General features: G+C 60.6%; 26 protein-coding genes. 10 read left to right on the plus strand and 16 right to left on the minus strand.

Annotated features, from left to right (window positions below; genetic code table 11):
• Positions 1–11: 11 nt before the first annotated feature.
• Positions 12–566, minus strand: coding sequence for a DUF177 domain-containing protein (locus CO670_RS07100; RefSeq protein ID WP_097589599.1), 555 nt, complete (start codon positions 564–566; stop codon positions 12–14).
• A gap of 11 nt (positions 567–577) precedes the next feature.
• The gene (locus CO670_RS07105; RefSeq protein WP_097589726.1) at positions 578–1,168 is read right to left on the minus strand and encodes a ubiquinol-cytochrome C chaperone family protein; all 591 of its coding nucleotides are present in this window, start codon (positions 1,166–1,168) and stop codon (positions 578–580) included.
• 186 nt (positions 1,169–1,354) lie between these two features.
• Here CO670_RS07105 and CO670_RS07110 point away from each other — a divergent pair, with 186 nt between their 5' ends.
• A complete protein-coding gene (locus CO670_RS07110; RefSeq protein WP_097589600.1) occupies positions 1,355–1,888 on the plus strand; it encodes an outer membrane protein assembly factor BamE in 534 nt (177 codons plus the stop codon).
• A gap of 96 nt (positions 1,889–1,984) precedes the next feature.
• Here CO670_RS07110 and CO670_RS07115 read toward each other — a convergent pair whose 3' ends face one another.
• From CO670_RS07115 to CO670_RS32890, 4 genes are all read right to left on the minus strand, one after another.
• Positions 1,985–4,123, minus strand: coding sequence for a sodium-translocating pyrophosphatase (locus CO670_RS07115; protein WP_097589601.1), 2,139 nt, complete (start codon positions 4,121–4,123; stop codon positions 1,985–1,987).
• Positions 4,124–4,322: 199 nt separating this feature from the next.
• Positions 4,323–4,805: a transcription antitermination factor NusB gene (gene nusB / locus CO670_RS07120; protein WP_088677105.1), complete on the minus strand. Its 483-nt coding sequence runs from the start codon at positions 4,803–4,805 to the stop codon at positions 4,323–4,325.
• Positions 4,806–4,808: 3 nt separating this feature from the next.
• Positions 4,809–5,264 (minus strand): 6,7-dimethyl-8-ribityllumazine synthase, encoded by a 456-nt coding sequence (locus CO670_RS07125; protein WP_097589602.1) that lies wholly within the window; start codon positions 5,262–5,264, stop codon positions 4,809–4,811.
• Positions 5,265–5,310: 46 nt separating this feature from the next.
• Positions 5,311–5,478 (minus strand): hypothetical protein, encoded by a 168-nt coding sequence (locus tag CO670_RS32890; RefSeq protein WP_176538885.1) that lies wholly within the window; start codon positions 5,476–5,478, stop codon positions 5,311–5,313.
• A gap of 132 nt (positions 5,479–5,610) precedes the next feature.
• Here CO670_RS32890 and CO670_RS07130 point away from each other — a divergent pair, with 132 nt between their 5' ends.
• The 3 genes from CO670_RS07130 to CO670_RS07140 all read left to right on the plus strand — a co-directional run bounded on the left by CO670_RS07130 (position 5,611) and on the right by CO670_RS07140 (position 7,127).
• The gene (locus tag CO670_RS07130) at positions 5,611–5,970 is read left to right on the plus strand and encodes a hypothetical protein (RefSeq protein ID WP_088677361.1); all 360 of its coding nucleotides are present in this window, start codon (positions 5,611–5,613) and stop codon (positions 5,968–5,970) included.
• A gap of 111 nt (positions 5,971–6,081) precedes the next feature.
• A complete protein-coding gene (locus CO670_RS07135) occupies positions 6,082–6,585 on the plus strand; it encodes a cupin domain-containing protein (protein WP_097589603.1) in 504 nt (167 codons plus the stop codon).
• A 26-nt stretch (positions 6,586–6,611) separates the two neighbouring features.
• Complete coding sequence (locus CO670_RS07140) at positions 6,612–7,127, plus strand: GNAT family N-acetyltransferase (protein ID WP_097589604.1); 516 nt, start codon at positions 6,612–6,614, stop codon at positions 7,125–7,127.
• Here CO670_RS07140 and CO670_RS07145 read toward each other — a convergent pair.
• The 9 genes from CO670_RS07145 to CO670_RS07185 form a co-directional block, all read right to left on the minus strand.
• Complete coding sequence (locus CO670_RS07145; protein WP_097589605.1) at positions 7,108–7,728, minus strand: riboflavin synthase; 621 nt, start codon at positions 7,726–7,728, stop codon at positions 7,108–7,110. The two genes, CO670_RS07140 and CO670_RS07145, sit on opposite strands and share 20 nt — an antisense overlap.
• Complete coding sequence (ribD, locus tag CO670_RS07150) at positions 7,728–8,855, minus strand: bifunctional diaminohydroxyphosphoribosylaminopyrimidine deaminase/5-amino-6-(5-phosphoribosylamino)uracil reductase RibD (protein WP_097589606.1); 1,128 nt, start codon at positions 8,853–8,855, stop codon at positions 7,728–7,730. Before ribD ends, CO670_RS07145 begins: the two co-directional genes overlap by 1 nt.
• 3 nt (positions 8,856–8,858) lie before the next feature.
• Positions 8,859–9,335: a transcriptional regulator NrdR gene (gene nrdR / locus CO670_RS07155; protein WP_088677088.1), complete on the minus strand. Its 477-nt coding sequence runs from the start codon at positions 9,333–9,335 to the stop codon at positions 8,859–8,861.
• A 9-nt stretch (positions 9,336–9,344) separates the two neighbouring features.
• Positions 9,345–10,643 (minus strand): serine hydroxymethyltransferase, encoded by a 1,299-nt coding sequence (gene glyA, locus CO670_RS07160; RefSeq protein WP_097589607.1) that lies wholly within the window; start codon positions 10,641–10,643, stop codon positions 9,345–9,347.
• A gap of 216 nt (positions 10,644–10,859) precedes the next feature.
• Positions 10,860–12,161: a L,D-transpeptidase family protein gene (locus CO670_RS07165; protein ID WP_097589608.1), complete on the minus strand. Its 1,302-nt coding sequence runs from the start codon at positions 12,159–12,161 to the stop codon at positions 10,860–10,862.
• Positions 12,162–12,579: 418 nt separating this feature from the next.
• On the minus strand, positions 12,580–13,455 hold the full coding sequence (locus CO670_RS07170; protein ID WP_176538886.1) for a DUF4238 domain-containing protein: 876 nt from the start codon (positions 13,453–13,455) through the stop codon (positions 12,580–12,582).
• Positions 13,456–13,961: 506 nt separating this feature from the next.
• Positions 13,962–14,882 (minus strand): hypothetical protein, encoded by a 921-nt coding sequence (locus CO670_RS07175; RefSeq protein ID WP_097589610.1) that lies wholly within the window; start codon positions 14,880–14,882, stop codon positions 13,962–13,964.
• 486 nt (positions 14,883–15,368) lie between these two features.
• Positions 15,369–15,884: a MarR family winged helix-turn-helix transcriptional regulator gene (locus CO670_RS07180; RefSeq protein ID WP_008522155.1), complete on the minus strand. Its 516-nt coding sequence runs from the start codon at positions 15,882–15,884 to the stop codon at positions 15,369–15,371.
• 129 nt (positions 15,885–16,013) lie between these two features.
• Positions 16,014–16,451, minus strand: a complete 438-nt coding sequence (locus tag CO670_RS07185; RefSeq protein WP_097589611.1) for a DUF6163 family protein — start codon at positions 16,449–16,451, stop codon at positions 16,014–16,016.
• 131 nt (positions 16,452–16,582) lie between these two features.
• On the opposite strand from CO670_RS07185, the gene hemB reads away from it, so the two are divergent.
• The 6 genes from hemB (at position 16,583) to CO670_RS07215 (ending at position 20,643) form a co-directional block, all read left to right on the plus strand.
• Entirely contained in the window at positions 16,583–17,596 is a 1,014-nt protein-coding gene (gene hemB, locus CO670_RS07190) for a porphobilinogen synthase (RefSeq protein ID WP_097589612.1), read from the plus strand.
• Between the two features lie 73 nt (positions 17,597–17,669).
• Entirely contained in the window at positions 17,670–18,128 is a 459-nt protein-coding gene (locus CO670_RS07195) for an RDD family protein (RefSeq protein WP_097589613.1), read from the plus strand.
• Positions 18,129–18,308: 180 nt separating this feature from the next.
• The gene (locus tag CO670_RS07200) at positions 18,309–19,085 is read left to right on the plus strand and encodes an arginyltransferase (protein ID WP_097589614.1); all 777 of its coding nucleotides are present in this window, start codon (positions 18,309–18,311) and stop codon (positions 19,083–19,085) included.
• Positions 19,086–19,973 carry a DMT family transporter gene (locus CO670_RS07205; RefSeq protein ID WP_097589615.1) on the plus strand — a complete coding sequence of 296 codons (888 nt, stop codon included), beginning with the start codon at positions 19,086–19,088 and terminating at the stop codon, positions 19,971–19,973.
• A 59-nt stretch (positions 19,974–20,032) separates the two neighbouring features.
• Positions 20,033–20,254: an AbrB/MazE/SpoVT family DNA-binding domain-containing protein gene (locus CO670_RS07210; protein WP_004673828.1), complete on the plus strand. Its 222-nt coding sequence runs from the start codon at positions 20,033–20,035 to the stop codon at positions 20,252–20,254.
• A complete protein-coding gene (locus CO670_RS07215; protein WP_097589616.1) occupies positions 20,251–20,643 on the plus strand; it encodes a type II toxin-antitoxin system death-on-curing family toxin in 393 nt (130 codons plus the stop codon). Before CO670_RS07210 ends, CO670_RS07215 begins: the two co-directional genes overlap by 4 nt.
• Here CO670_RS07215 and CO670_RS07220 read toward each other — a convergent pair.
• On the minus strand, positions 20,633–21,094 hold the full coding sequence (locus CO670_RS07220) for an SRPBCC domain-containing protein (RefSeq protein ID WP_097589617.1): 462 nt from the start codon (positions 21,092–21,094) through the stop codon (positions 20,633–20,635). The two genes, CO670_RS07215 and CO670_RS07220, sit on opposite strands and share 11 nt — an antisense overlap.
• Between the last annotated feature and the right edge of the window lie 65 nt (positions 21,095–21,159).

Genomic DNA, 21,159 nt, shown 5'->3' on the forward strand with positions numbered 1-21,159 from the left:
CCAGAGGCGCTTCAGTCCTTTTTCCAGTCCTTGAGGACCGCGAAAGCGGAGGGCTTTTTGTCGTTCTCGCCGCTATCCTCGATATGGCCACGGAACTCGACGCCCTCCTTGCGCGGATAGGGATCGATCGCCAGAGCGGCGAATTCGGCAACCACCTCGCCGGCATCGATCGTGTCGCCGACGAAAGTCTCCGGCAGATCCGGGCCATCGGGGTCGAGCAGCATCTCACCGGCGTCGTTGCCGGGCTGGCGGGCAAGCTTGGAACCCTCGGGCACGAAAATCTGCTCGAAACTCTCGTCGATGGCGGCTTTGACCGGTTCCAGCGTCACGACGCAGGACTGAACGATCTTCGCCTGCACGCGGCCTTTGACGCGCACGCCGTCGCGTTTCCAGCGGGCGATCTGCAGATCGGCGCGCAAATCATCGACGGAGACCACGCTCCAGGTCTCGGCAAGCGCCTTCAATTCGCTGGCATCGGCCTCGATATGGACCTCGACGGGATTGGCCGAGATATGGCCGACCTTGACGTGATAGGAGAAGGGAACATCGTCCCGATCGTGTTTCATCGTTTCCTCCTTCAGGCGGCCGGCGGCAGCGTTGCCGAACCGGTGGCGATCAGCTCTTCCGGAACGGCGGACAGATGGGCTTCGGCTGCCATCATCCATGCCGCGAGGCCGGACATGTCGGCCGGCGTCGAGGGTTCCGGATAGATGTTGCGCTCGAGCGCGAGAGCGAGCGCTTCGGCATCGCCCGCATCCATCGCCTTCGAATAGGCTTCGAGCCGGCCGTAGAACATGCCGGCGAGCTTCTTCATGCGTTTCGGTACGCTGTTGTCGCCGATGCCGAGCTCGCGGATCGAATAGTCGATATCCTGGAAGAAGGCGTCGACAATCTCCTGGGCGATCTCCTGGCCGCTGGTGGTGGAACCGCGCGTGCGGCGGAAAAACAGAATCATGGCGATCGACAGCATCTCGAAACGCCCCATGACCGTGTCCGGCACATTGAGGCCTTCGTAAAGCTCGGGCATTCGCGCGGCGGCCGTCAGCGCCGCATATTGCCGGTCGACGATTGCCTGATTGTTGTTTTTCTTGCGGAAGAGCCCGAAGATCATTGTTTTTTCCGGAAATGCCTCATTCTTCGCGCCGGCTGGCGTCTGGCCTTGTTGCATGATTTCGAAAGCTGGTTTACCGAAGCAGGCGCGAATTGCAATGCCGATCGTGGCCAGTTTCGGGACGATGCCTTCAAGGCGCCAGCGAAACAAAAACGGGAAATTCGACCCGGAATGGCCACAATGGTTTTGCAGGAGGAAGCGTGTAAGGCCCCAAATGGCTGCTATCGACACTCAAGGGAGTAGATGTCGTTGAAGAAACGGTATTTCAAGTCTGACATGAAATTCTTCAGCAGCGCGGCCATCGCCTTCATAATCGCCTCCACCACTGCTCTTTCCGGCTGCCAGACCAGCACCGTGCTCAACGGCGGCTACGTCGTCGATCAGCAGTCGCTGAACCTGGTTCCCGAAGGTTCGAGCCGCGAGCAGGTGCTGCTGTCGCTCGGCACGCCGTCGACGACGGCGACCTTCGACGGCGAAGTCTTTTATTATATCTCGCAGCGGCGCACGCGCGCAGTCGCCTTCCAGAAGCTGAAGGTCGTCGACCAGAGCGTTCTGGCCGTCTATTTCGACAAGGACAGCGTCGTTACCCGCCGCGCCAACTACACGCTGCAGGACGGCAAGGTGTTCGACACGATTTCGCGCGTCACGCCGACCGGCGGCAAGGAACTCACCTTCCTGCAGCAGATGCTCTCCGGCGGCAGCGCCGCAAGTGCTGCTCGCAGCCTGTTCGGCGGCGGCGCCGGCGGCACGCCGCAGAACCCGAGCAGCCTGCGCTGATCGGACAAGCTTCAAACGAAAAACCCGCCGGATCGCTCCGGCGGGTTTTTTCATTGTTGGGTATGGCACCGCGGCGAAGCGCGGTGCCTGGATGCGTCAACCGGCGAGAACGGCCAGCAGCAGAAGCGCCACGATGTTGGTGATCTTGATCGCCGGGTTGACGGCGGGGCCGGCCGTGTCCTTGTAGGGATCGCCGACGGTATCGCCGGTAACTGAGGCCTTGTGCGCTTCCGAGCCCTTCATATGACGCACGCCGTCCTTATCGACGAAACCATCCTCGAAGCTCTTCTTGGCATTGTCCCAGGCGCCGCCGCCCGATGTCATCGAGATGGCGACGAAGAGGCCGTTGATGATGACGCCGAGCAGCGATGCTCCGAGGGCGGCGAAGGCCGAGGCCTTGGAGCCGGAGATCAGAAGCACGCCGAAATAAACGACGACGGGCGCCAGCACCGGCAGCAGCGACGGCACGATCATCTCGCGGATCGCAGCTTTGGTCAGAAGGTCGACGGCCTTGCCGTAGTCCGGCTTTTCCGTGCCCTGCATGATGCCGGGCTTGGCCTTGAACTGACGGCGCACCTCCTCGACGATCGAGCCGGCGGCCCGGCCGACGGCTGTCATGGCGATGCCGCCGAACAGATAGGGGATCAGGCCGCCGAAAAGCAGTCCGGCAACCACATAGGGGTTCGACAACTCGAAGGAGATCGTGCCGATATTGGCGAAATAAGGATACTGATCGCCATGCGCCGCGAAATATTGCAGGTCGTTGGCATAGGCGGCAAAGAGCACCAGCGCGCCGAGACCGGCCGAGCCGATCGCGTAGCCCTTGGTGACGGCCTTGGTGGTGTTGCCGACGGCGTCGAGCGCATCGGTCGACTTGCGCACCTCCGGCGGCAGGTGCGACATCTCGGCGATACCGCCGGCATTGTCGGTGACCGGGCCGAAGGCATCGAGCGCAACGATCATGCCGGCAAGGCCGAGCATGGCGGTGACTGCGATGCCGGTGCCGAAGAGGCCGCCGAGCTGATAGGTGGCGAGAATGCCGCCAACGATGACAATGGCCGGCAGAGCTGTCGATTCCAGCGAGACGGCAAGACCCTGGATGACGTTGGTGCCGTGGCCGGTCACCGACGACTGGGCGATCGAAACGACGGGGCGCTTGCCGGTGCCGGTGTAATATTCGGTGATGACCACGATCAGGGCGGTAACGACGAGGCCGACGAGACCGCAGATGAAGAGGTTCGTGCCGGTAACGTCGGCGCCGGCGACGGTGCCGAGCGAGCCCCAGCCGACCGTCAGCGAAGTGGCGGCGCCGAGACCGATGATGGACAACAGGCCGGTAACGATGAGGCCTTTGTAGAGCGCGCCCATGATCGAGCCGTTCGAGCCGAGCTTGACGAAGAAGGTGCCGATGATCGAGGTGATGATGCAGGCGCCGCAGATCGCCAGCGGATAGATCATCGCCGACTGGAGGACCGGCGCACCGGCAAAGAAGATCGCAGCGAGAACCATGGTGGCGACGACGGAGACGGCATAGGTCTCGAAAAGGTCGGCGGCCATGCCGGCGCAGTCGCCGACGTTGTCACCGACGTTATCGGCAATCGTCGCCGGGTTGCGCGGATCGTCCTCGGGAATGCCGGCTTCCACCTTGCCGACGAGGTCGCCGCCGACATCGGCGCCCTTGGTGAAGATGCCGCCGCCGAGACGGGCGAAGATCGAGATCAGCGAGGCGCCGAAGCCAAGCGCAACCAGCGCATCGATGACTTCACGCGAGCCGCTTTCATGTCCAAGCCCGACCGTCAATATGGTGTAGTAGATGGAGACGCCGAGCAGCGCGAGGCCTGCCACCAGCATGCCGGTGATCGCGCCCGATTTGAAGGCGATGTCGAGGCCGGCGGAGAGGCTGGCGGAGGCCGCCTGGGCGGTGCGCACATTGGCGCGGACGGAGACGTGCATGCCGATGAAGCCGGCAGCGCCCGACAGTACGGCGCCGATCAGGAAGCCGATGGCGGCCGTAGCGGAAAGAAGAAGCCATGCCGCGATGAAAACGACAACGCCGACAAGGGCAATGGTCTTGTACTGGCGGGTCAGATAGGCCTGAGCGCCTTCGCGGATATAACCCGCGATCTCCTGCATGCGGCTGTTGCCCTGATCGGCGGCAAGCACCGACCGGGTTGCCCAGGCGGCGTAGACCACCGAGAGCAGACCGCATGCAATTACGCATAAAAGAATGGTCATTTCGCTCTTTCCTCCCGTAGGCCGGAGCTCACTCCTTCTCCGGCAAAAACGCCGCCGAATCGCCTTTCCTCTCCACAGAAATGCCACAGCTAAGCGGTCCGGAGATTGCGTGGTCGATCACGTGGCGTCAAGACCGCAACGGGCGAAAACCATTGCGGTATGAAGAAAGACTTAGGGAGATTGTTCGGCGGCTAAGAGCTTACTTCTTCGCCTCGCCGCGAACCTGCTTGGCGATGCGGTCGAGCACGGCGTTGACGAGCTTCGGCTCGTCGTCCTCGAAAAAGGCCTGCGCGATCTCGACATATTCGGTGACGATGACCGCCACCGGAACGTCCTTGCGGTCGGTCAGCTCGAAAACGCCCGCGCGCAGGATGGCGCGCACGGTGCTGTCGAGGCGGGACAAAGCCCAATCATCCTGCAGGGCCGCGGCAATCAGCGGATCGAGACGGACCTGATCGCGCACGACGCCGGAGACGATGGAGCGGAACCAGCCCGCGTCGGCCTTCAGATAGGTCGCGCCGTCGAGTTCCTGCCCGAGGCGGTGCGCCTCGTATTCGGCCACGATTTCCAGAACGCCCGTGCCGCCGACATCCATCTGATAAAGCGCCTGCACGGCCGCGAGACGAGCAGCACCCCGCTGGTTCGCAGTCTTGACCGGCCGTTCCGTCTTGTCGTCGTTCATTCGTTAAGCACCCAGTTTCTGCTTCAACTCGATCATCGTCAGAGCCGCGCGGGCGGCAAAGCCGCCCTTGTCCTTGTCCGAGCGGCGTGCGCGCGCCCAGGCCTGTTCATCATTTTCCACGGTCAGGATGCCGTTGCCGATGGCAAGGGACTCGCTGACCGCGAGATCCATCAAAGCGCGCGAGGATTCGTTCGATACGATATCGAAGTGATAGGTCTCGCCGCGAATGACCATGCCGAGGGCGACATAGCCGTCATAATGCGTGCCGCCATTGTCGTCCCCATCGAGCGACATGGCAATCGCCGCCGGAATTTCCAGGGCGCCGGGAACGGTCACCACCTCATAGGTGGCGCCGGCTTCCTTGAGAGCAAAGGTCGCGCCTTCGAGCAGCGCGTCGGCCATGTCGTCGTAGAAGCGGGCTTCAACGATCAAAATATGGGGAGCGGTCTCTCTCGACATGGTTCACCTTCGTTTCGCAGGACATTTTCCACTCGGCAGGCCGCGGTCAAAACATGCCTTCATCAGAATGGCAAGCAATTTCGCCCGATGCCGCGACACGGAAAGAGGAAATATCCGCAAAGGGATAGCCGAACGATCCGCACGCGACAGAACAGACCTTTAAAACCTGTTTTGCCGGATGCCTGGAAAACGGCAATTCGAAGGCAGTTTTCATGAACAATTTTTAATGGATTTTCAGTGGCTTAAGCCATTGAATCGCGAAAGGGAGAGGGCCAATTCCATGTCGTGACACCGACGATCCCCTGCAACGACAGCCGACCGTCAAAGCAGATGAAAGGATATGATCATGAACCGTATTGTCACCGTCACCCTCGCCGCAGCTCTATCCTCCCTGGCATTTGCCGGCGTCAGCCGGGCCGAAAGCCTTGGAATGAACACAGACCGGGGCATCGAGCAGACGCTCAGGAGCTTCCAGGGCAATGATTTCAATGTCGAACAGGTCCATAACTGGCGCAACCTCGACGACGAGTGGACCGGCCCGCACTCGGCGCCGGAGCGCTCCGGCCAGGCCGTTCGCGGCATCCAGGCCTCGATCGATGCCAACAGGTCGCTCGCCCACCGGCTTAACAACGAGGGCGTCGACGTTCGCAACATCGTCAATGCCGAACAGGCGGCCGACGGAAGCCTGACCTTCTACGTTCGCTGACGGCTTCCCGCATGGGCGGCGGTCTCCTCTCCGCCCATGCCGGTCTCTCCCAGAAAATCATTGAATTTTTCGACGCGATGATGGTTTCTCTTCCTGCGACAGGAGGACCTCATGGCCACGGAACCGAAAGCGGTGATCAACACCGCCGATCTCAAGCTCGACCACTGGAAACAAGGCGCGTTCTACGAAGGCGCCGATACCTCGTTCGGGGCGCTTCTAGGCCTGGCCGGACTCGGCATCAGCTATAACGAAGTGCCGCCCGGCAAATCGAGCTGCCCCTTCCACAATCATCACGTCGAAGACGAGCTCTTCTATGTAATTTCAGGCGCCGGCGAATACCGTTTCGGCGACGAGCGCCATGCGATCAAAGCGGGCGACGTGCTCGGCGCGCCAGCCGGCGGGCCTGAAACGGCGCATCAGATCATCAATTCAGGCACGGCGACGCTCGTCTATCTCGGCATTTCGACGATGGCGAAAACCGAGATCGTCGAATATCCCGATTCCGGAAAGTTCCTTGCCAAGACCAACAGGGACGGCGCGAAGCCTGGGCGCTTCCGCCATATCGGACGGCCGGAAAGCGACCTCGACTATTGGGACGGCGAGCCCGGCGCCTGAGAGCATAATTTCCCCAGGGATCAGACATGACCACCATTCCGACCCTCGAAACGGCGCGGCTGACGCTTCGCCCTCACCGCCTGGACGATTTCGACGCACATGCGGCGCTGTGGGCGGACGAGGATGTCGTTCGCTTCATCACCGGGGCGCCGTCAAGCCGAGAGCAGAGCTGGAGCCGCATGCTGCGCATCGCCGGCATGTGGCACCATATGGGCTTCGGCTTTCTCGCCATCGTGGAAAAAGAGAGCGACCTCTTCATCGGCGAAGCGGGCTTCCTCGAAGCCCGCCGCGAAATGAAGCCGTCGATCGAGGGCACGATGGAAGTCGGCTGGGCGCTGATGCCTTCGGCGCACGGCCGCGGTTACGCCACCGAGGCGCTGACCGCCTTGATCGGTTGGGGGAGAACGCATTTTCCGGGAAAGCCGATGAGCTGCATCATCAGCCCCGAGAACGAGGCTTCGCTCAGGGTCGCAGCCAAGCTCGGCTTTCGCGAGACGGCGCGCGCGCAGTATAACGGCGAAGTTATTCAGTTTTCGCGGTAGGGAATTCCGCCAGTCGGGCGGCGTAACGCGCCATGGTGTCGACTTCGAAATTGACGAAATCGCCGGCCTTGCGGTCGCCCCAGGTGGTCACTTCGAGCGTGTGGCGGATGAGCAGGACGTCGAAATCCGTGCCGTCGACGGCATTGACGGTCAGCGAGGTGCCGTCGAGGGCGATCGAACCCTTGGGGGCGACGAATTTTGCCAGATGTTCGGGTGCGCGCAGGCGGTAGCGCGTGGCGTCGCCCTCCGATGTCACGGAAAGAATTTCCGCCTTGCCGTCGACATGGCCGGAAACGATGTGGCCGCCGAGTTCATCGCCGATCTTCAGCGACCGTTCGAGATTGATGCGGCTGCCTTCCCGCCAGGTGCCGATCGTCGTCAGCCGCAGCGCCTCTTCCCAGGCTTCCACCTCGAACCAGCGGCCGTTGCTGCCTTCTTGCGGCAGGCCGGTCACGGTGAGGCAGATGCCGGAATGGGAGATGGAGGCGCCCATATCGATGGTCGCCGGGTCGTAACTCGTCGCGACGCGGAGCTTGATGCCCTCCTTCAGCGACGAAACGGATTCGATCGTACCGACATCAGTAACAATTCCGGTGAACATCAATTCTCTCTTTCATATTCATCCAGGCGATCAGCGCCGAACATATGCGTGCCCCTGTGGGCGAAACCGGATGGTATGTCGGTTGCGTCAAGCGGGGATTCAATACCGCCCTCGCCGATGACGACGGGTGCCTGGTAAAGCTGGATGCGATCGACAAGGCCGGCTTGGAGGAAAAGCTTCGCGGTCTTTGCGCCGCCCTCGACCAGAAGCGAGGAGATGCCGCGCGTCGCCAAGGCCGGCAGCAGGACTTCGGGGTGATAGGGATTGCAGTAGACGATCTCGACACCGGCGGCTTCGAGAGCGGTACGGCGGGAATCTATGTCAGACACGGTGGGTGGAGTACCCCCCTCTGACCCCAACGGCGAAACATCTTCACTCGCCACCAAGATGACCGGCACTTCCCGCGCCGTTTCAACCAGCTTGCTCGTCAGCGGTAACGCCAGTGCGGGATCAAGCACGATACGAACAGGCGAATACGCTTCGAGACCCGGTGTTCGCACCGTCAGCAGCGGATCGTCCGATATGGCGGTGCCGATGCCGACCAGGATTGCGTCGGTTTCGGCGCGCAGCGCCTGAACCTCAGCGCGGGCCTCCGGTCCCGTTATCGCCACTTGACCCTCCCCCTGGCGGCCGATCATGCCATCGGCGGAAACGGCAAGCTTGAGAGTCACATAGGGGCGGTTCTTCGTCTGGCGGGTGAGATAGCCGGCAAGCGCGCGCCGGCCGTCGGCCTCCAGCACGCCGGCATCCACCTCGATGCCCGCCTCGCGCAGCATGGAAATGCCGCGGCCGGAGACGCGGGGATCGGGATCGGTGACGCTGATGACGACGCGGGCAACGCCATAGGCGATCAGGGCCTCGGCGCAGGGCGGCGTCTTGCCGTGATGCGAGCAGGGTTCGAGCGTGACATAGGCGGTGGCGCCACGGGCGCGTTCGCCGGCCTCGGCGAGCGCCTGCGGCTCGGCATGCGGGCGGCCGCCGATGGCGGTGACCGCCTGGCCGACGATGACGCCATCCTTGACGATCAGGCAGCCGACGGAAGGGTTGCTGGCGGTACGGCCGAGATGCGCGCGCGACAGGCGGATCGCCGCCGCCATGAAACGTTCGTCATGCGGCGAGATGCTCATGGCTCATCCGTCCAGCGGGTCGCGGGCGATCTTGGCGTTGATTTCCGAAATAACTTTCTCGAAATCCTCGGCCAGCGAGAAATCCCGATAGACCGAGGCGTAGCGCACGAAGCCGACATCATCGAGGCTTTTCATGGCCTCGAGCACCTGAAGACCGATCTGCTCGGAAGAGATTTCGGTTTCGCCGGAGCTTTCAAGCCGGCGGACGATGCCGGAAACGGCGCGCTCGATGCGGTCCCGCTCGACGGGACGTTTGCGCAATGCCACTTCGAAGGAGCGCACCAGCTTTTCGCGGTCGAAGGGTACTTTGCGGCCGGTTTTCTTGGTCACCATCAGCTCGCGCAACTGCACGCGCTCGAAGGTGGTGAAGCGGCCGCCGCAATCCGGACAGATACGCCGCCGGCGGATGGACGTGTTGTCCTCCGCCGGGCGCGAATCTTTAACCTGAGTATCTTCCGAACCGCAATAGGGGCAGCGCATCGCTACTCCTTATCCCATGTAGCCATACATTGGGAAGCGGTCTGTGAGGTTGACCACCTTGCCGCGCACGGCGGCTTCAACGGCGGCGTTGCCTTCATCGGAATTGGCAGCCTTCAGGCCGTCGAGAACCTCGACGATCAGATTGCCGATTTCACGGAATTCAGCTTCCTTGAAGCCGCGAGTCGTGCCGGCCGGGGCGCCGAGACGCACGCCGGAGGTGACGAAGGGCTTTTCCGGATCGAAGGGAATGCCGTTCTTGTTGCAGGTGATGTAGGCGCGGCCGAGCGCAGCCTCGGCGCGCTTGCCGGTGGCGTTCTTCTTGCGCAGGTCGACCAGCATCAGGTGGTTGTCGGTGCCGCCGGAAACGACGTCGAGGCCGCCCGCGATCAGCGTTTCGGCAAGCGCCTTGGCATTCTTGACGATCTGGGCAGCGTATTCCTTGAACTCCGGCTGCAGCGCCTCGCCGAAGGCAACCGCCTTGGCAGCGATGATGTGCATCAGCGGGCCGCCCTGGAGGCCCGGGAAGACAGCCGAGTTGAACTTCTTGGCCAAATCCTCCTCATTGGTGAGGATGACGCCGCCGCGCGGGCCGCGCAGCGACTTGTGGGTCGTGGTCGTGGCGACATGGCAGTGCGGGAACGGCGACGGATGCTGGCCGCCGGCGACGAGACCGGCGATATGGGCCATGTCGACCATCAGATAGGCGCCGACCGAGTCGGCGATCTCGCGGAAGCGCTTCCAGTCCCAGATGCGGGAATAGGCGGTGCCGCCGGCGATGATGAGCTTCGGCTTGTGCTCTTCGGCCTTGCGGGCGACCTCATCCATGTCGAGCAGGTTGTCGCCCTCGCGCACGCCGTAGGACACGACGTTGAACCACTTGCCGGACATGTTGACCGGCGAACCGTGCGTGAGATGGCCACCCGAATTCAGGTCGAGACCCATGAAGGTATCGCCGGGCTGCAGCAGCGCCAGGAACACGGCCTGGTTCATCTGCGAGCCGGAATTCGGCTGGACGTTGGCGAAATTGACGCCGAACAGCTTCTTGGCGCGCTCGATCGCCAGTTCCTCGGCGATATCGACGAACTGGCAGCCGCCGTAGTAGCGCTTGCCGGGATAACCCTCGGCATATTTGTTGGTCATGATGGAGCCCTGGGCTTCCAGCACGGCGCGGGAGACGATGTTCTCGGAAGCGATCAGTTCGATCTCGTGCCGTTGGCGACCGAGTTCCTTTCCGATCGCGCCGAAAATTTCCGGATCGACGTCCGCAAGCGAGCGATTGAAGAAGACTTCGGTGGAAGCATTGGTCATGGGCGGGCTCCTCAACTGGAATGCGCTGAGGTATTAGCCTTCCGCCGTGGCAAGGGCAATACGAAGAACGACATTTGCTGAGCAAAGCGCGCGCTCCAGTCATTTTGCGACAGCGCAAAACTAAGAACCGGCGGTCACGTTACCGAGCGCCCTCCCCGGCATAAAAAAACCGCGCCGGGAGGGCGCGGTTTGAAGATGCGATGCGGAGGTCGCCGCTTACTGGACCGGCTGTTCCATGCCCGCCGTGGTATCGAGCGCGAGCTCCGCGTTGCCATCCATCTGATAGATGTCGTCGCGGAACTGGACGATGCCGTCGGGCATGCCCCAAGCGGAGATGTAGACGAAATAGACGGGCACTTCCGTGGCCAGCTTGATCGGCGTGTTGACGCCGCTTGCGATCACCTGCTCCATCTGCTGGCGGTTCCAGCCCGGTGTTTCGCGCAGCAGCCAGTTCGTCAGGTCGCGCACGTTCTGCACGCGAACGCAACCCGAGGATTCGAAGCGCATCAGCTTGTTGAACAGGCCCTGCTGCGGCGTGTCGTGCATGTACTCGCCGTTCTTGTTGTAGAAGTTGATCTTCGTCGAGGCCATGGCGTTGATCTTGCCCGGGTCCTGGCGGAACATCAGGTTCGGCGCCTCGCCGTTCCAGTCGACGGTTTCAGGCGCAACTTCGTTGCCCTTGCCGTCGATCAGGCGGATGGCGTTCTTTTCGAGATAGGTCGGGTCCTTGCGCATCAGCGGCATGATGTCCTTCTCGACGATCGAGCGCGGCGCTGTCCAATAGGGGTTGAGGATGACCTCGTAGACCTTCGAGTTGACGATATGCGTCGGGCGACTGAGACGGCCGACGACTGCGGTGTGGCGCGTCGCGACGCTGCCGTCTTCGACAGCTTCGACGTAGGCGGCCGGGATGTTGACCATCAGGTGGCGGCGGCCGAGGTCTTCGGGGAAGGTCTGCAGGCGGACGACATTGGTGTTCAGCTGCTGCAGGCGGACATCGGCCGGGATGTTCATCGCCTTCAGCGTGAATTCGCCGAGAACGCCATCGGCCGGAAGGCCGTGACGGGCCTGGAAGCGCTTGACCGCGCCATCGACATAGGAATCGAAGGCGTTCGACAGGCCGGCCTCGCGCGGCAGGTCGCCGGTGATCGCGAGGCGCTGGCGCAGCGCCTGGACCGCGGGATGGCTGACGCCGAGTTGCAGGCGCTGGTCACCGGGGTTGACTTCAGGCCAGCCGCCGGCGGCCGCGATCTGCTGATACTGCATGATCGCCTGCTGCGCGCTGGCGACCGATTGGGGGCCGAGGATCGGCGTGTTGGAAACGACGGCGGTTGCCGTGCGCGAAGCCGCCTTGGCGTCGAACTGATCGTCCCAGTTGCCGCGTTTCGGGGCATTCAGGAGCCCATCGAGCGCCGATTGCGCGAATGCGGGGGCGGCAAGCGCGCCAGCACCAACTGTTGCTGCCGACGCCAGGAAAGCGCGGCGCGAGAGAGCTTCATTTCCGTTTTTCTTCGACATAGTCCCAACCACTGAATGCCGCTATGAAGGAAGCGCGGCCCTTTGCGATATCACTGCGCGCTAACGCAGATCCCTATCCATTCGTTCTCCCGGCGCATCAGAAAATCCCGCCCGCCGCATCACAAAATCGCGATGCGAAAGCCTGAACGTTCCTGGTCCATTGAAAGCGCCGGTTGTTAAGCATTCCGCTGCCACACCAATATGGCCAATTCGTGTTGCCGGGTGGGAAGACAAGCCGCCGGCTCCGGGAACACGACACAACGAACCATATGACGGCGTAAATCGTGCCGGTTAATAACGGCTAAAAAACGGCTTGGATACAGGCGACAACGCTTGCCTGCCTTGCGTTGCAAAGATGCCACGTCAAGGCGAGGGGAAGGCATTTATAAAAGCGGCTTCGATGAAGCCGCCCCATATGTCAATCGCTACGTTCAGGTCGCACAAACGACGGATACGGAAGCCTACCCATTTGTTGACGTACATCGCTCAGCTGAGCCGCATCCTGCGCGTAGATAAATTTACGTCCCTGTCCTACCACGAGCTTGTTCACTTCGCGCACCATCTTGCCGGTTGGCATGGCGCAAAACTGATCGGCAAACTGGACCGTCGTACAAGCCAGGAATAGCTTCGTTGGGCTGATCGGAAGCGCGAAGTGACCGGCGTATTGGACCATCCCGTTGCTCATCATTATCGGCCTGTCCGACGTCATGAGCCGACGTGAGACCACGCTGATATCGATCACTCTCCAGTGCATCGTTCGAAGAAGATAGTTAACGTTGTTCCGCTGCACGAGATTGGTCATCACCAGTATCGCAGACCGCTCGACACGAGCTGGCCGATTAGTCATCAGCCACTCTTCAAAGGTTTCCGGATCGCCCGGCGCCTTAAGACTCTCATATTCCGCCTGAATTCTTGCGTCAGGCTTCCGGAGTTCGTTGCAGAAGCTTTCTTTAAATTTTGCCATTTCTTCCGGATTGCGGAAGACCATCGAGAGAACGAACCTCGTCCATGATTCTCGCGTTTTCGGATCGGCCGGTATTTGGCCCGACAGCATCATGTCTCGTGCTTTAACGGCCTCATTGTCCAGAAGGGCCATAAAGGCCTTCTCCACATTCTGCTTCGTCTCTTCAGTAGCACCGGGTAAGGTGTACAAGTCTGGAGCATAGCCCGTCTGCTTGGTGAATACGCGCTTGGTTGTCACCTGGTTTTGGTAACCGCGCTTAAACTCCTGTAGACGATTGTCATTTCCCTCCCATGGGCGAAGGTAAAATTGCGGAATATAATGGTGCTTCAACGGCGTCTCCTGGCGCCACTCAGACAATAGACCGTCAATGAAAGATCGCTCGCACTATCTCCATCGAAGGTGCAAACTTTTCACCGTGCAAAACAATCACGAGGAAACCGCTCAAGGCTGCAATGAACTTGGGAGTTATTGTCACCTTGAACCCCCGTCCACGTATGAACGTAAGATCCATCCTCTATCTCCGAGGAAACTAAATTTGTTGGTGACTAGGTCCGCCGCATGCACTCTAGCGGTATCGATATTGTAGCTCGGGCGATCCAAAGTCAATTGCATGCAGCATATCGGACAACCCTTAATGCGGAGATAACCTTTGTGAATGAACCGTAAATGTTCCTGATTTGTTTACTTAATTAGGCCGCCATAAGGGAGCAAGTGGAGGCGATGCCTATCCTTTAGGTCTCGGCTTTTTAGTGACCATCAACAACGGCGGTGTGGGTTCACGGGAGAAGGGGTCAAACCGTATCCATTCAAAAAGCATGACGAGCCCCTTCGGGGCTTTATTCTATGCGCCGACCCGCCGAGATATCTATACCATACCCCATCGCCTCAAGCTGCTTCGCTATGTCATGAGCAGCTTTGAGGTTCCTCTCATTGTAAAGTACGCTGTAGAGGGCGCTAACCTCATTCTCTTCGGTCTTCGCAAATGACTCGAAATGCGTCTCCATGGCCCTCTGCGAGTCTTGATGGAGCTGGCGAGTAGATTGAAGGTTCGCGACGACCTTGATCGTGATCTCGTCCTGAGCAAAACGCAGTACAGTTCGGCGCCCATAATCGGCCCCTCTAATGGGCTTAACGGATGGCCGCAGCAGAGCCTCAGCTACTGAATTCGAAATGGGAAACTCCGCTCGTTCGAGCAGCGCCAAACGCGCATCGAAAGTAGCCATCTGGTCCTGCAACACCTTCTCGCTCGGCGTTGCACTTTCTTCAAACTTCACTATCCCACGGGTGCGCGTGACAGGGTTGTCGACCTTGAAGCCCTCCGCGAACGTCGCGTCCAAAGCCTCCTTCAGAGCGACCTTTGCCGATACGAGCGCCTGCGGCGTTGTCACAGAGAATGTGATGTGCCTGAACAGCTTTATATCAAATGGTATCGGGTCGCCGACGCGGCTCATATGGATGATCGCCTTGTTCACGACGTGCCGGACGCCGATCTCGTAAAATACATTGGGATTGAGCGTCGTAATGTCAGCGATGACCAATTCGGCATCAAGCAGCTGTTCAATGATCTGAACGTCGATCAACCCAGGCGCAGGCATCTTGTCTGCACGGATGACCTTGTAGTTTGAATAATGCTCCGCGAAGACAGGCTTGATTATGCCGTCGAGCAGCCAGTCAGCGTGGACGCGCTCCGGACTTCCATCCTCCCCAATAGGACTTACGACAAAACATACAGGTTGCTTAACTTTGGACGGCGTCATTGTTTTTCTCCCAGCGACCCCCATCAACTAGCGGTTTTAGAAATGCCTTTCAACTTAGAGAGGAGGGTTATCCGCAGCGCGCAATCCGATGAAACTCGTGGCGTTGCAGTATCTCAATTTCTGCCAAGACACGAACAAAAACCGCACGATTACTTACGTCCGGAAGTCGCCTGTCCAACAGAAGCGGGATGGGCGGGTGGTTGCCGTGAACGCGGAGGCTTAGAGGCGGAGCCGTATGCTGTTTTTGAGCGTGCGCGCGAACACGATTGCCGTCACCGTCGTGATGACATAACGCGCCCTCCTCATCGAAGAGCATCAAGCAGAAAAGCGCATCGCGGAGGGAAAGCCGCTTTGCGCTTTAGGCGCCGATTGGAGGTCGGAATTTCTGGCGCGCAAGTGGCGCGTAAACCTACGCCACCCTGTGCCTTTTTACGCGTTTTGCGCCAGTTAAAGCACTCTGATATCGAAGCAGAAACAATCCGCGCTTTAAAGACGATACAGGATCTGGTCGTTCCAGAAGCGGTCCAGGCGCTGGAGCAGCTTGTTCATCTGGGTGAACTCGTCGGTGCCGATGCCGCCGACCTTGTCGATCGAGGCGATGTGGCGTTCGTAGAGCTTGGCGACCGTTTCGGCGATATCCTGGCCGGTTTCGGTCAGGCTGATGCGGACCGAGCGGCGGTCGATGCGTGAGCGCTGGTGGTTGATGAAGCCGAGATCGACCAGCTTCTTGACGTTGTAGGAAACGTTGGAGCCGAGATAGTAGCCACGCGAGCGCAGCTCGCCGGCGGTCAGCTCGGAATTGCCGATGTTGAAAAGGAGCAGCGCCTGGATGGCATTGACGTCGCTGCGGCCCTGACGGTCGAACTCGTCCTTGATGACGTCGAGAAGACGGCGGTGAAGACGTTCGACAAGATGAAGGGATTCCATGTAAAGATCACGGATGCCCTGATCCTGCTGGTCACGGAAGTTAGATACCGCCTGCGGCTTGATTTTCGTATTCATATTGACTGCCTCACTGTTTGTTTGGCGGTGTCGTTTTCTTCCCGCCTTGAGTGAGACCCTATCGAATACATATAAAATTCGACTTAAACCGCAGGCTTAACGGAGCCTTACTGGAAACCCCACGTTGTCTCAGGGTAAATCAACGCTTACCTGGCGGCGGTGCCGGCGCTTTTCCAGCCAGAGCAGCAGGCGGAAAATCCAATAGACGACGGCGACCATGGCATGCAGCAGGATGATCAGCTGGTTGGCGCCGAAAATGTCGGGCAGCAGCCCATGCATGACGATCTGGCCACCGGCCGCCAGCACCCAGATGACGGGACCCCATGAGACGGTCAGCCAGAGGCCGAGTGAAGCGACGGGGAACAGCACGGCAAGGCTGGTGCTCGCCACCTTCCACGGCAGGCTCAAAAGATCGAAGCGGCCGCTGCCGACCAGCGAATAGCCGACGAGCATCGCCCAATACTGCAGGCCGAACCAGAAGCAGGACACCGCCACCAGCCTCAGGAAGAGAATGAAAAGAAGATCCGCCAGCGTGCGTTTCGGTATCGTCGGGGAATCGGTTTCCATAGCGCAAACTTCGGTTTTGGGGTTGTCTCGTTGCGAGCGGTTTTCCGCCGCGGCCAATCGTCCGGTTTGGATTTTCCGGGCGCCATGATAATGAGCGCTCCGATAAATGGAATGGGCCAGGGGCAGATATCATGCAGGACAGGACGCATCTCGTCGACGAAATCACCGGCCATCGCCGCATGCGGCGCAACCGCAAGGCGGATTGGACGCGCCGTCTGGTACAGGAGAACCGGCTGACGGTCGACGACCTGATCTGGCCGATCTTCATCGTGCCGGGTTCCGGCATTATCGATCCGATCCCGGCCATGCCCGGCGTCAACCGCATGAGCATCGACACGGCCGTCGAAGCCGCGCGCGAAGCGGCCGGCCTCGGCATTCCGGCGCTTGCGACCTTTCCCAATATCGAGATGGAGCTGCGCGACGAAACGGGCTCGAACAGCCTCGAAGCCAACAACCTGATCAACCAGGCGACGGCGGCGATCAAGAAGGCGGTGCCCAATATCGGCGTCATCACCGATGTCGCGCTCGATCCCTTCACCAGCCACGGCCATGACGGCATCTTGAGAGACGGCGAGATCGTCAACGACGAGACGGTCGATCAGGTGGCGCGCGCTGCCGTGATGCAGGCCGATGCGGGCGCCGACATCATCGCGCCGTCGGAAATGATGGACGGGCGGATCGGCGCGATCCGCATGGCGCTCGATGCGGCCGGCCACCAGAACGTCGGCATCATGAGTTATGCGACGAAATTCGCCTCCGCCTTCTACGGTCCCTATCGCGAGGCGATCTCGACAGGCGGGCTGCTGAAGGGCGACAAGAAGACCTATTATATAGATCCCGCAAACGGCACCGAAGCGATCCGCGACGCCGCCCTCGACGTCGAGGAAGGCGCCGATATGCTAATGGTCAAGCCCGGCCTGCCCTATCTCGACATCTGCTGGCGCATGAAGGAGGCCTTCGGCCTGCCGACTTTCGCCTATCAGGTGTCCGGCGAATACAGCCAGATCAAGGCGGCGGCGATGAGCGGCTGGATCGACGGCGAGCGGGCGATGCTGGAAACGCTGCTGTCGTTCAAACGGGCGGGCTGCGACGGCATCCTCACCTATTTCGCGGTCGAGGTGGCGAAAATCCTCAGCAAACGCTGAATTGGATGGCGATGATTGCATTTCGTCTTGCTGACACCATATCAGCGGCATCGCTTTTCCTGAGGAGATTGAGATGAGCTACAACCCCAACCCGCTTTATGCCGCACCGGAGGACTGGCGCGCCTATAGCGGCGTGTTGAGCCGCCGTGTCTTCGCCTTCATCCTCGATTACGTCATCGTGGCGCTGCTCTGGATTCCAGCAGCGGTCGTGCTGTTCTTCCTGTCGATCCTCACGCTCGGGCTCGGCTTTCTTCTCTACCCTGCCCTCTTCGTCATCGTCGCCGGCATTTACTTCGGCCTGACGGTCGGCGGGCCGAGCCAGGCCTCGCTCGGCATGCGTGCGATGGGGATCGCGATGATGCGCGTCGACGGACGGCCGCTGGATTTCCTGACGGCGGTCGTGCATCTGGCGCTGTTCTGGATCCTCAACTCGGTGCTGACGCCGCTCATTCTGCTCGTCGGCCTGTTTACCGAGCGCAGCCGCCTCATCCATGACCTGCTGGTCGGCACGGTGACGGTGCGCACCGCCTGAAACCCGCGGCGGAGACGAAATAAAGTCTCCGCCTTCCCTTTGCCGGGTGTTGCAGGGCTCCATATCTAAAATTAGAGGACTGAAATGAAGGGCGCGAACCGCCCCGCTGTTGACGTTTTCTATTCTTAGGTCATGCTGTCAGAAAACGGCACTGTCTCGACAAGGAAACTTCCGCGACAAATGAATACGCAGACGACGCCATCCCCGCAGTTTTATCTGACGGCACCGGCTGCATGTCCGTATCTGCCGCATGAGATGGAGCGCAAGGTGTTCACCCATCTCGTCGGCCCGCGCGCCGCCGAGATGAACGATATCCTGACGCAGGGCGGCTTCCGCCGCTCGCAGAACATCGCCTATCGACCGGCCTGCGAGTCCTGCCGCGCCTGCGTTTCGGTGCGAATTCTCGCCCAGGAATTCGAGCCGACGAAATCGATGAAGCGGGTGCTTGCCGCCAATTCCGACATCATCGCCACCGAATTCGCCGCCCAGCCTTCGAGCGAGCAATATTCGCTTTTCCGGCGCTATCTCGATTTCCGCCACCAGCAGGGCGGCATGTCCGACATGACGGTGCTCGATTATGCGATCATGGTGGAAGACACGCATGTGAACACGCGAATCGTCGAATACCGTCGGCGGGAGGAAGGCTCGGGGCTGGAGGAGCGGCCGAAGGGCGAACTGCTCGCCGCTGCGCTGACCGATACGATGAGCGACGGGCTTTCGATGGTCTATTCCTATTTCAACCCGGCGCTCGAACGCCGTTCGCTCGGCACCTTCATGATTCTCGACCACGTCCGGCGCACCAAGGCGCTCGGCCTGCCGCATGTCTACCTCGGCTATTGGGTGCAAGGGTCGCGAAAGATGGACTATAAAACGCGTTTCCAGCCGCAGGAGCATCTGACGCCGCGCGGCTGGGAGCGTTTCGACCCCTCCACGATGCCCGAAAGCACCCACGACTGAATGTCTTTTCCGACCGCTCTTTCCGACCACCGGAAGGGCCTGCTGCTGACGGCGATCGGCGGCCTGGCGCTTTCCATGGATATCCCGCTCGTCCGCCTCGGCGAGGGCGACATCTGGTCGGTCCTGGGAGTGCGAAGCGCGGCCACCGTTGTCGCCACGCTCGTCATCCTTGCAGCAATGCGCCTTGCCTCGGGCAAATGGCCGGTCCTCGTTCCCGGGCGGCCTGGCGTTCTCGCCGGTCTGCTTTACGGTCTCTCGTCGCTGACCTTCGTGCTCGCTATCTTCAACACGACCACCGCCAATGTCGTCTTCATCGTCGCCTTCAACCCGATGTTCGGGGCGCTTCTTTCCTGGATTTTCCTCAAGGAGAAGCCGCGGCCCGCGACGCTGATCGCCATGCTGTTCATGATCTTGGGCGTCGGGCTGATCGTACGCGAAGGGCTTTCCAGCGGCCATTTCTTTGGCGACGCCATGGCGCTGCTCAGCGCGCTCATTCTTGCTGCAGCCATCACCATCGGGCGTGCCTCGCGCCGGGAAATGGGCTTCGTGCCGCTGCTTGCCGCCATCCTGCCGGCCGCGCTCGGCCTCGCGCAAGCTCTGCCCTCGGGGCTTTCCATCGCCCATCCCGGCTGGATCCTCGTCAACGGAGCCATCATGATGCCGGTCGCCTTCTGGTGCCTTGCGACCGGGCCGCGCTATCTTTCCGCCCCTGAGGTCGGCATGTTCTACCTGCTCGAAACGGTGCTCGCCCCGATCTGGGTCTGGCTGATCTTCGCGGAAACGCCGGCGACGATGACACTCGTCGGCGGCAGTATCCTGGTAGCCGCGATCGCCGGGCATTGTTTCTGGATGGTACGAGGGAAGAGCGTCAGGCAGGCCGCTGAGTAGATGTTGTCGGCTCTCCGCACCCATGTTATAACCTTGTTGCCACACAGAGAGATAGAGCGATGAACGTCACGATCCGCAAAATCGGAAACTCCGAGGGTGTCATCATCCCCAAGGAGGTGTTGCAGCGGTTGGGCCTTAGCAGCGGCGACAGCCTGGAACTGCGGGAGATCGAGGGCAACATTCACCTCGTGCCGGAATCAGCAGATCTGGCTGAACAAATGCGGGCAGCCCGCATCGGCATGGAAAAATATCGGGTAGCGCTCCGCGAACTCGCGAAATGATACGGCTGAAATGGCTCAGCCGCCAAGCCGTCGAAAATATGCATGCTGAGCAGATTGCCGAGCATGGCGGCTTGTCGGGCCTACGGGATGCCAACGCGTTGGAAACAAGCTTGGCACGCCCACCCAACAAAGCTGCCTATGGCGAAACCGATATCTTCGTACTCGCCGCAGCCTATCTTTACGGCATTGTGAGAAACCATCCCTTCGTGGATGGAAACAAGCGCACCGGCTATCTTGCCGCGTTTACTTTTCTCTATATCAACGGTTACATCATTGATGCCGATAACCCGGAGGTTATCGCATTTGTGCTAGACGTCGCCGCCGGCGAGATCGATGAGGAAGGCGCAACCCGCTTCCTTCAGGATTTCAGCGTGCCGCTCAACCCGTAGCCTTCAGCTGCTGCTGTTCCAGCTCCCTGCCGAGCCCTTCGACTACATGCGCCCAGCCTTGCCGGGTCTTTTCCTCGTGTTCGGCCCATTCGGCGCACATTTCGTGGGTCAGCGTCAGGCGGCTGCCGCCGCCGAGAGGTTCGATATCGATCTCGACGCGGTCGCAATTGTGGTCGTGCTCCTCGACCGAGAAACTGAAGGCCATGTGCCGAGGGCGTTTCAGCTCCAGAAAAACTCCCTGATGGAAGGCATCACCGGTCGGGCGGCGGTCGACGATGAAGAAACGGCCGCCGACACGGGGATCGATCTCGGCACGGATGACATGGCCCTCATCGGTCGCAAACAGGAAGCGGCGGGCAATTTCGGGATTGAGCCAGGCGTCGTAAACGGCAGCGGGCGGCGCCTTATAGGTGTGGCTGACATGCAATTTGATGGTATTGGCGGCGGGCATCGATTTTCCTCCGTTAAGGCCGCGCGCCTCCCCAGGGCGCAAAAGCTACAGCCGCACCGTCCGCC

This window comes from Rhizobium sp. J15 (assembly GCF_002531825.1).
Taxonomy (GTDB): domain Bacteria; phylum Pseudomonadota; class Alphaproteobacteria; order Rhizobiales; family Rhizobiaceae; genus Rhizobium.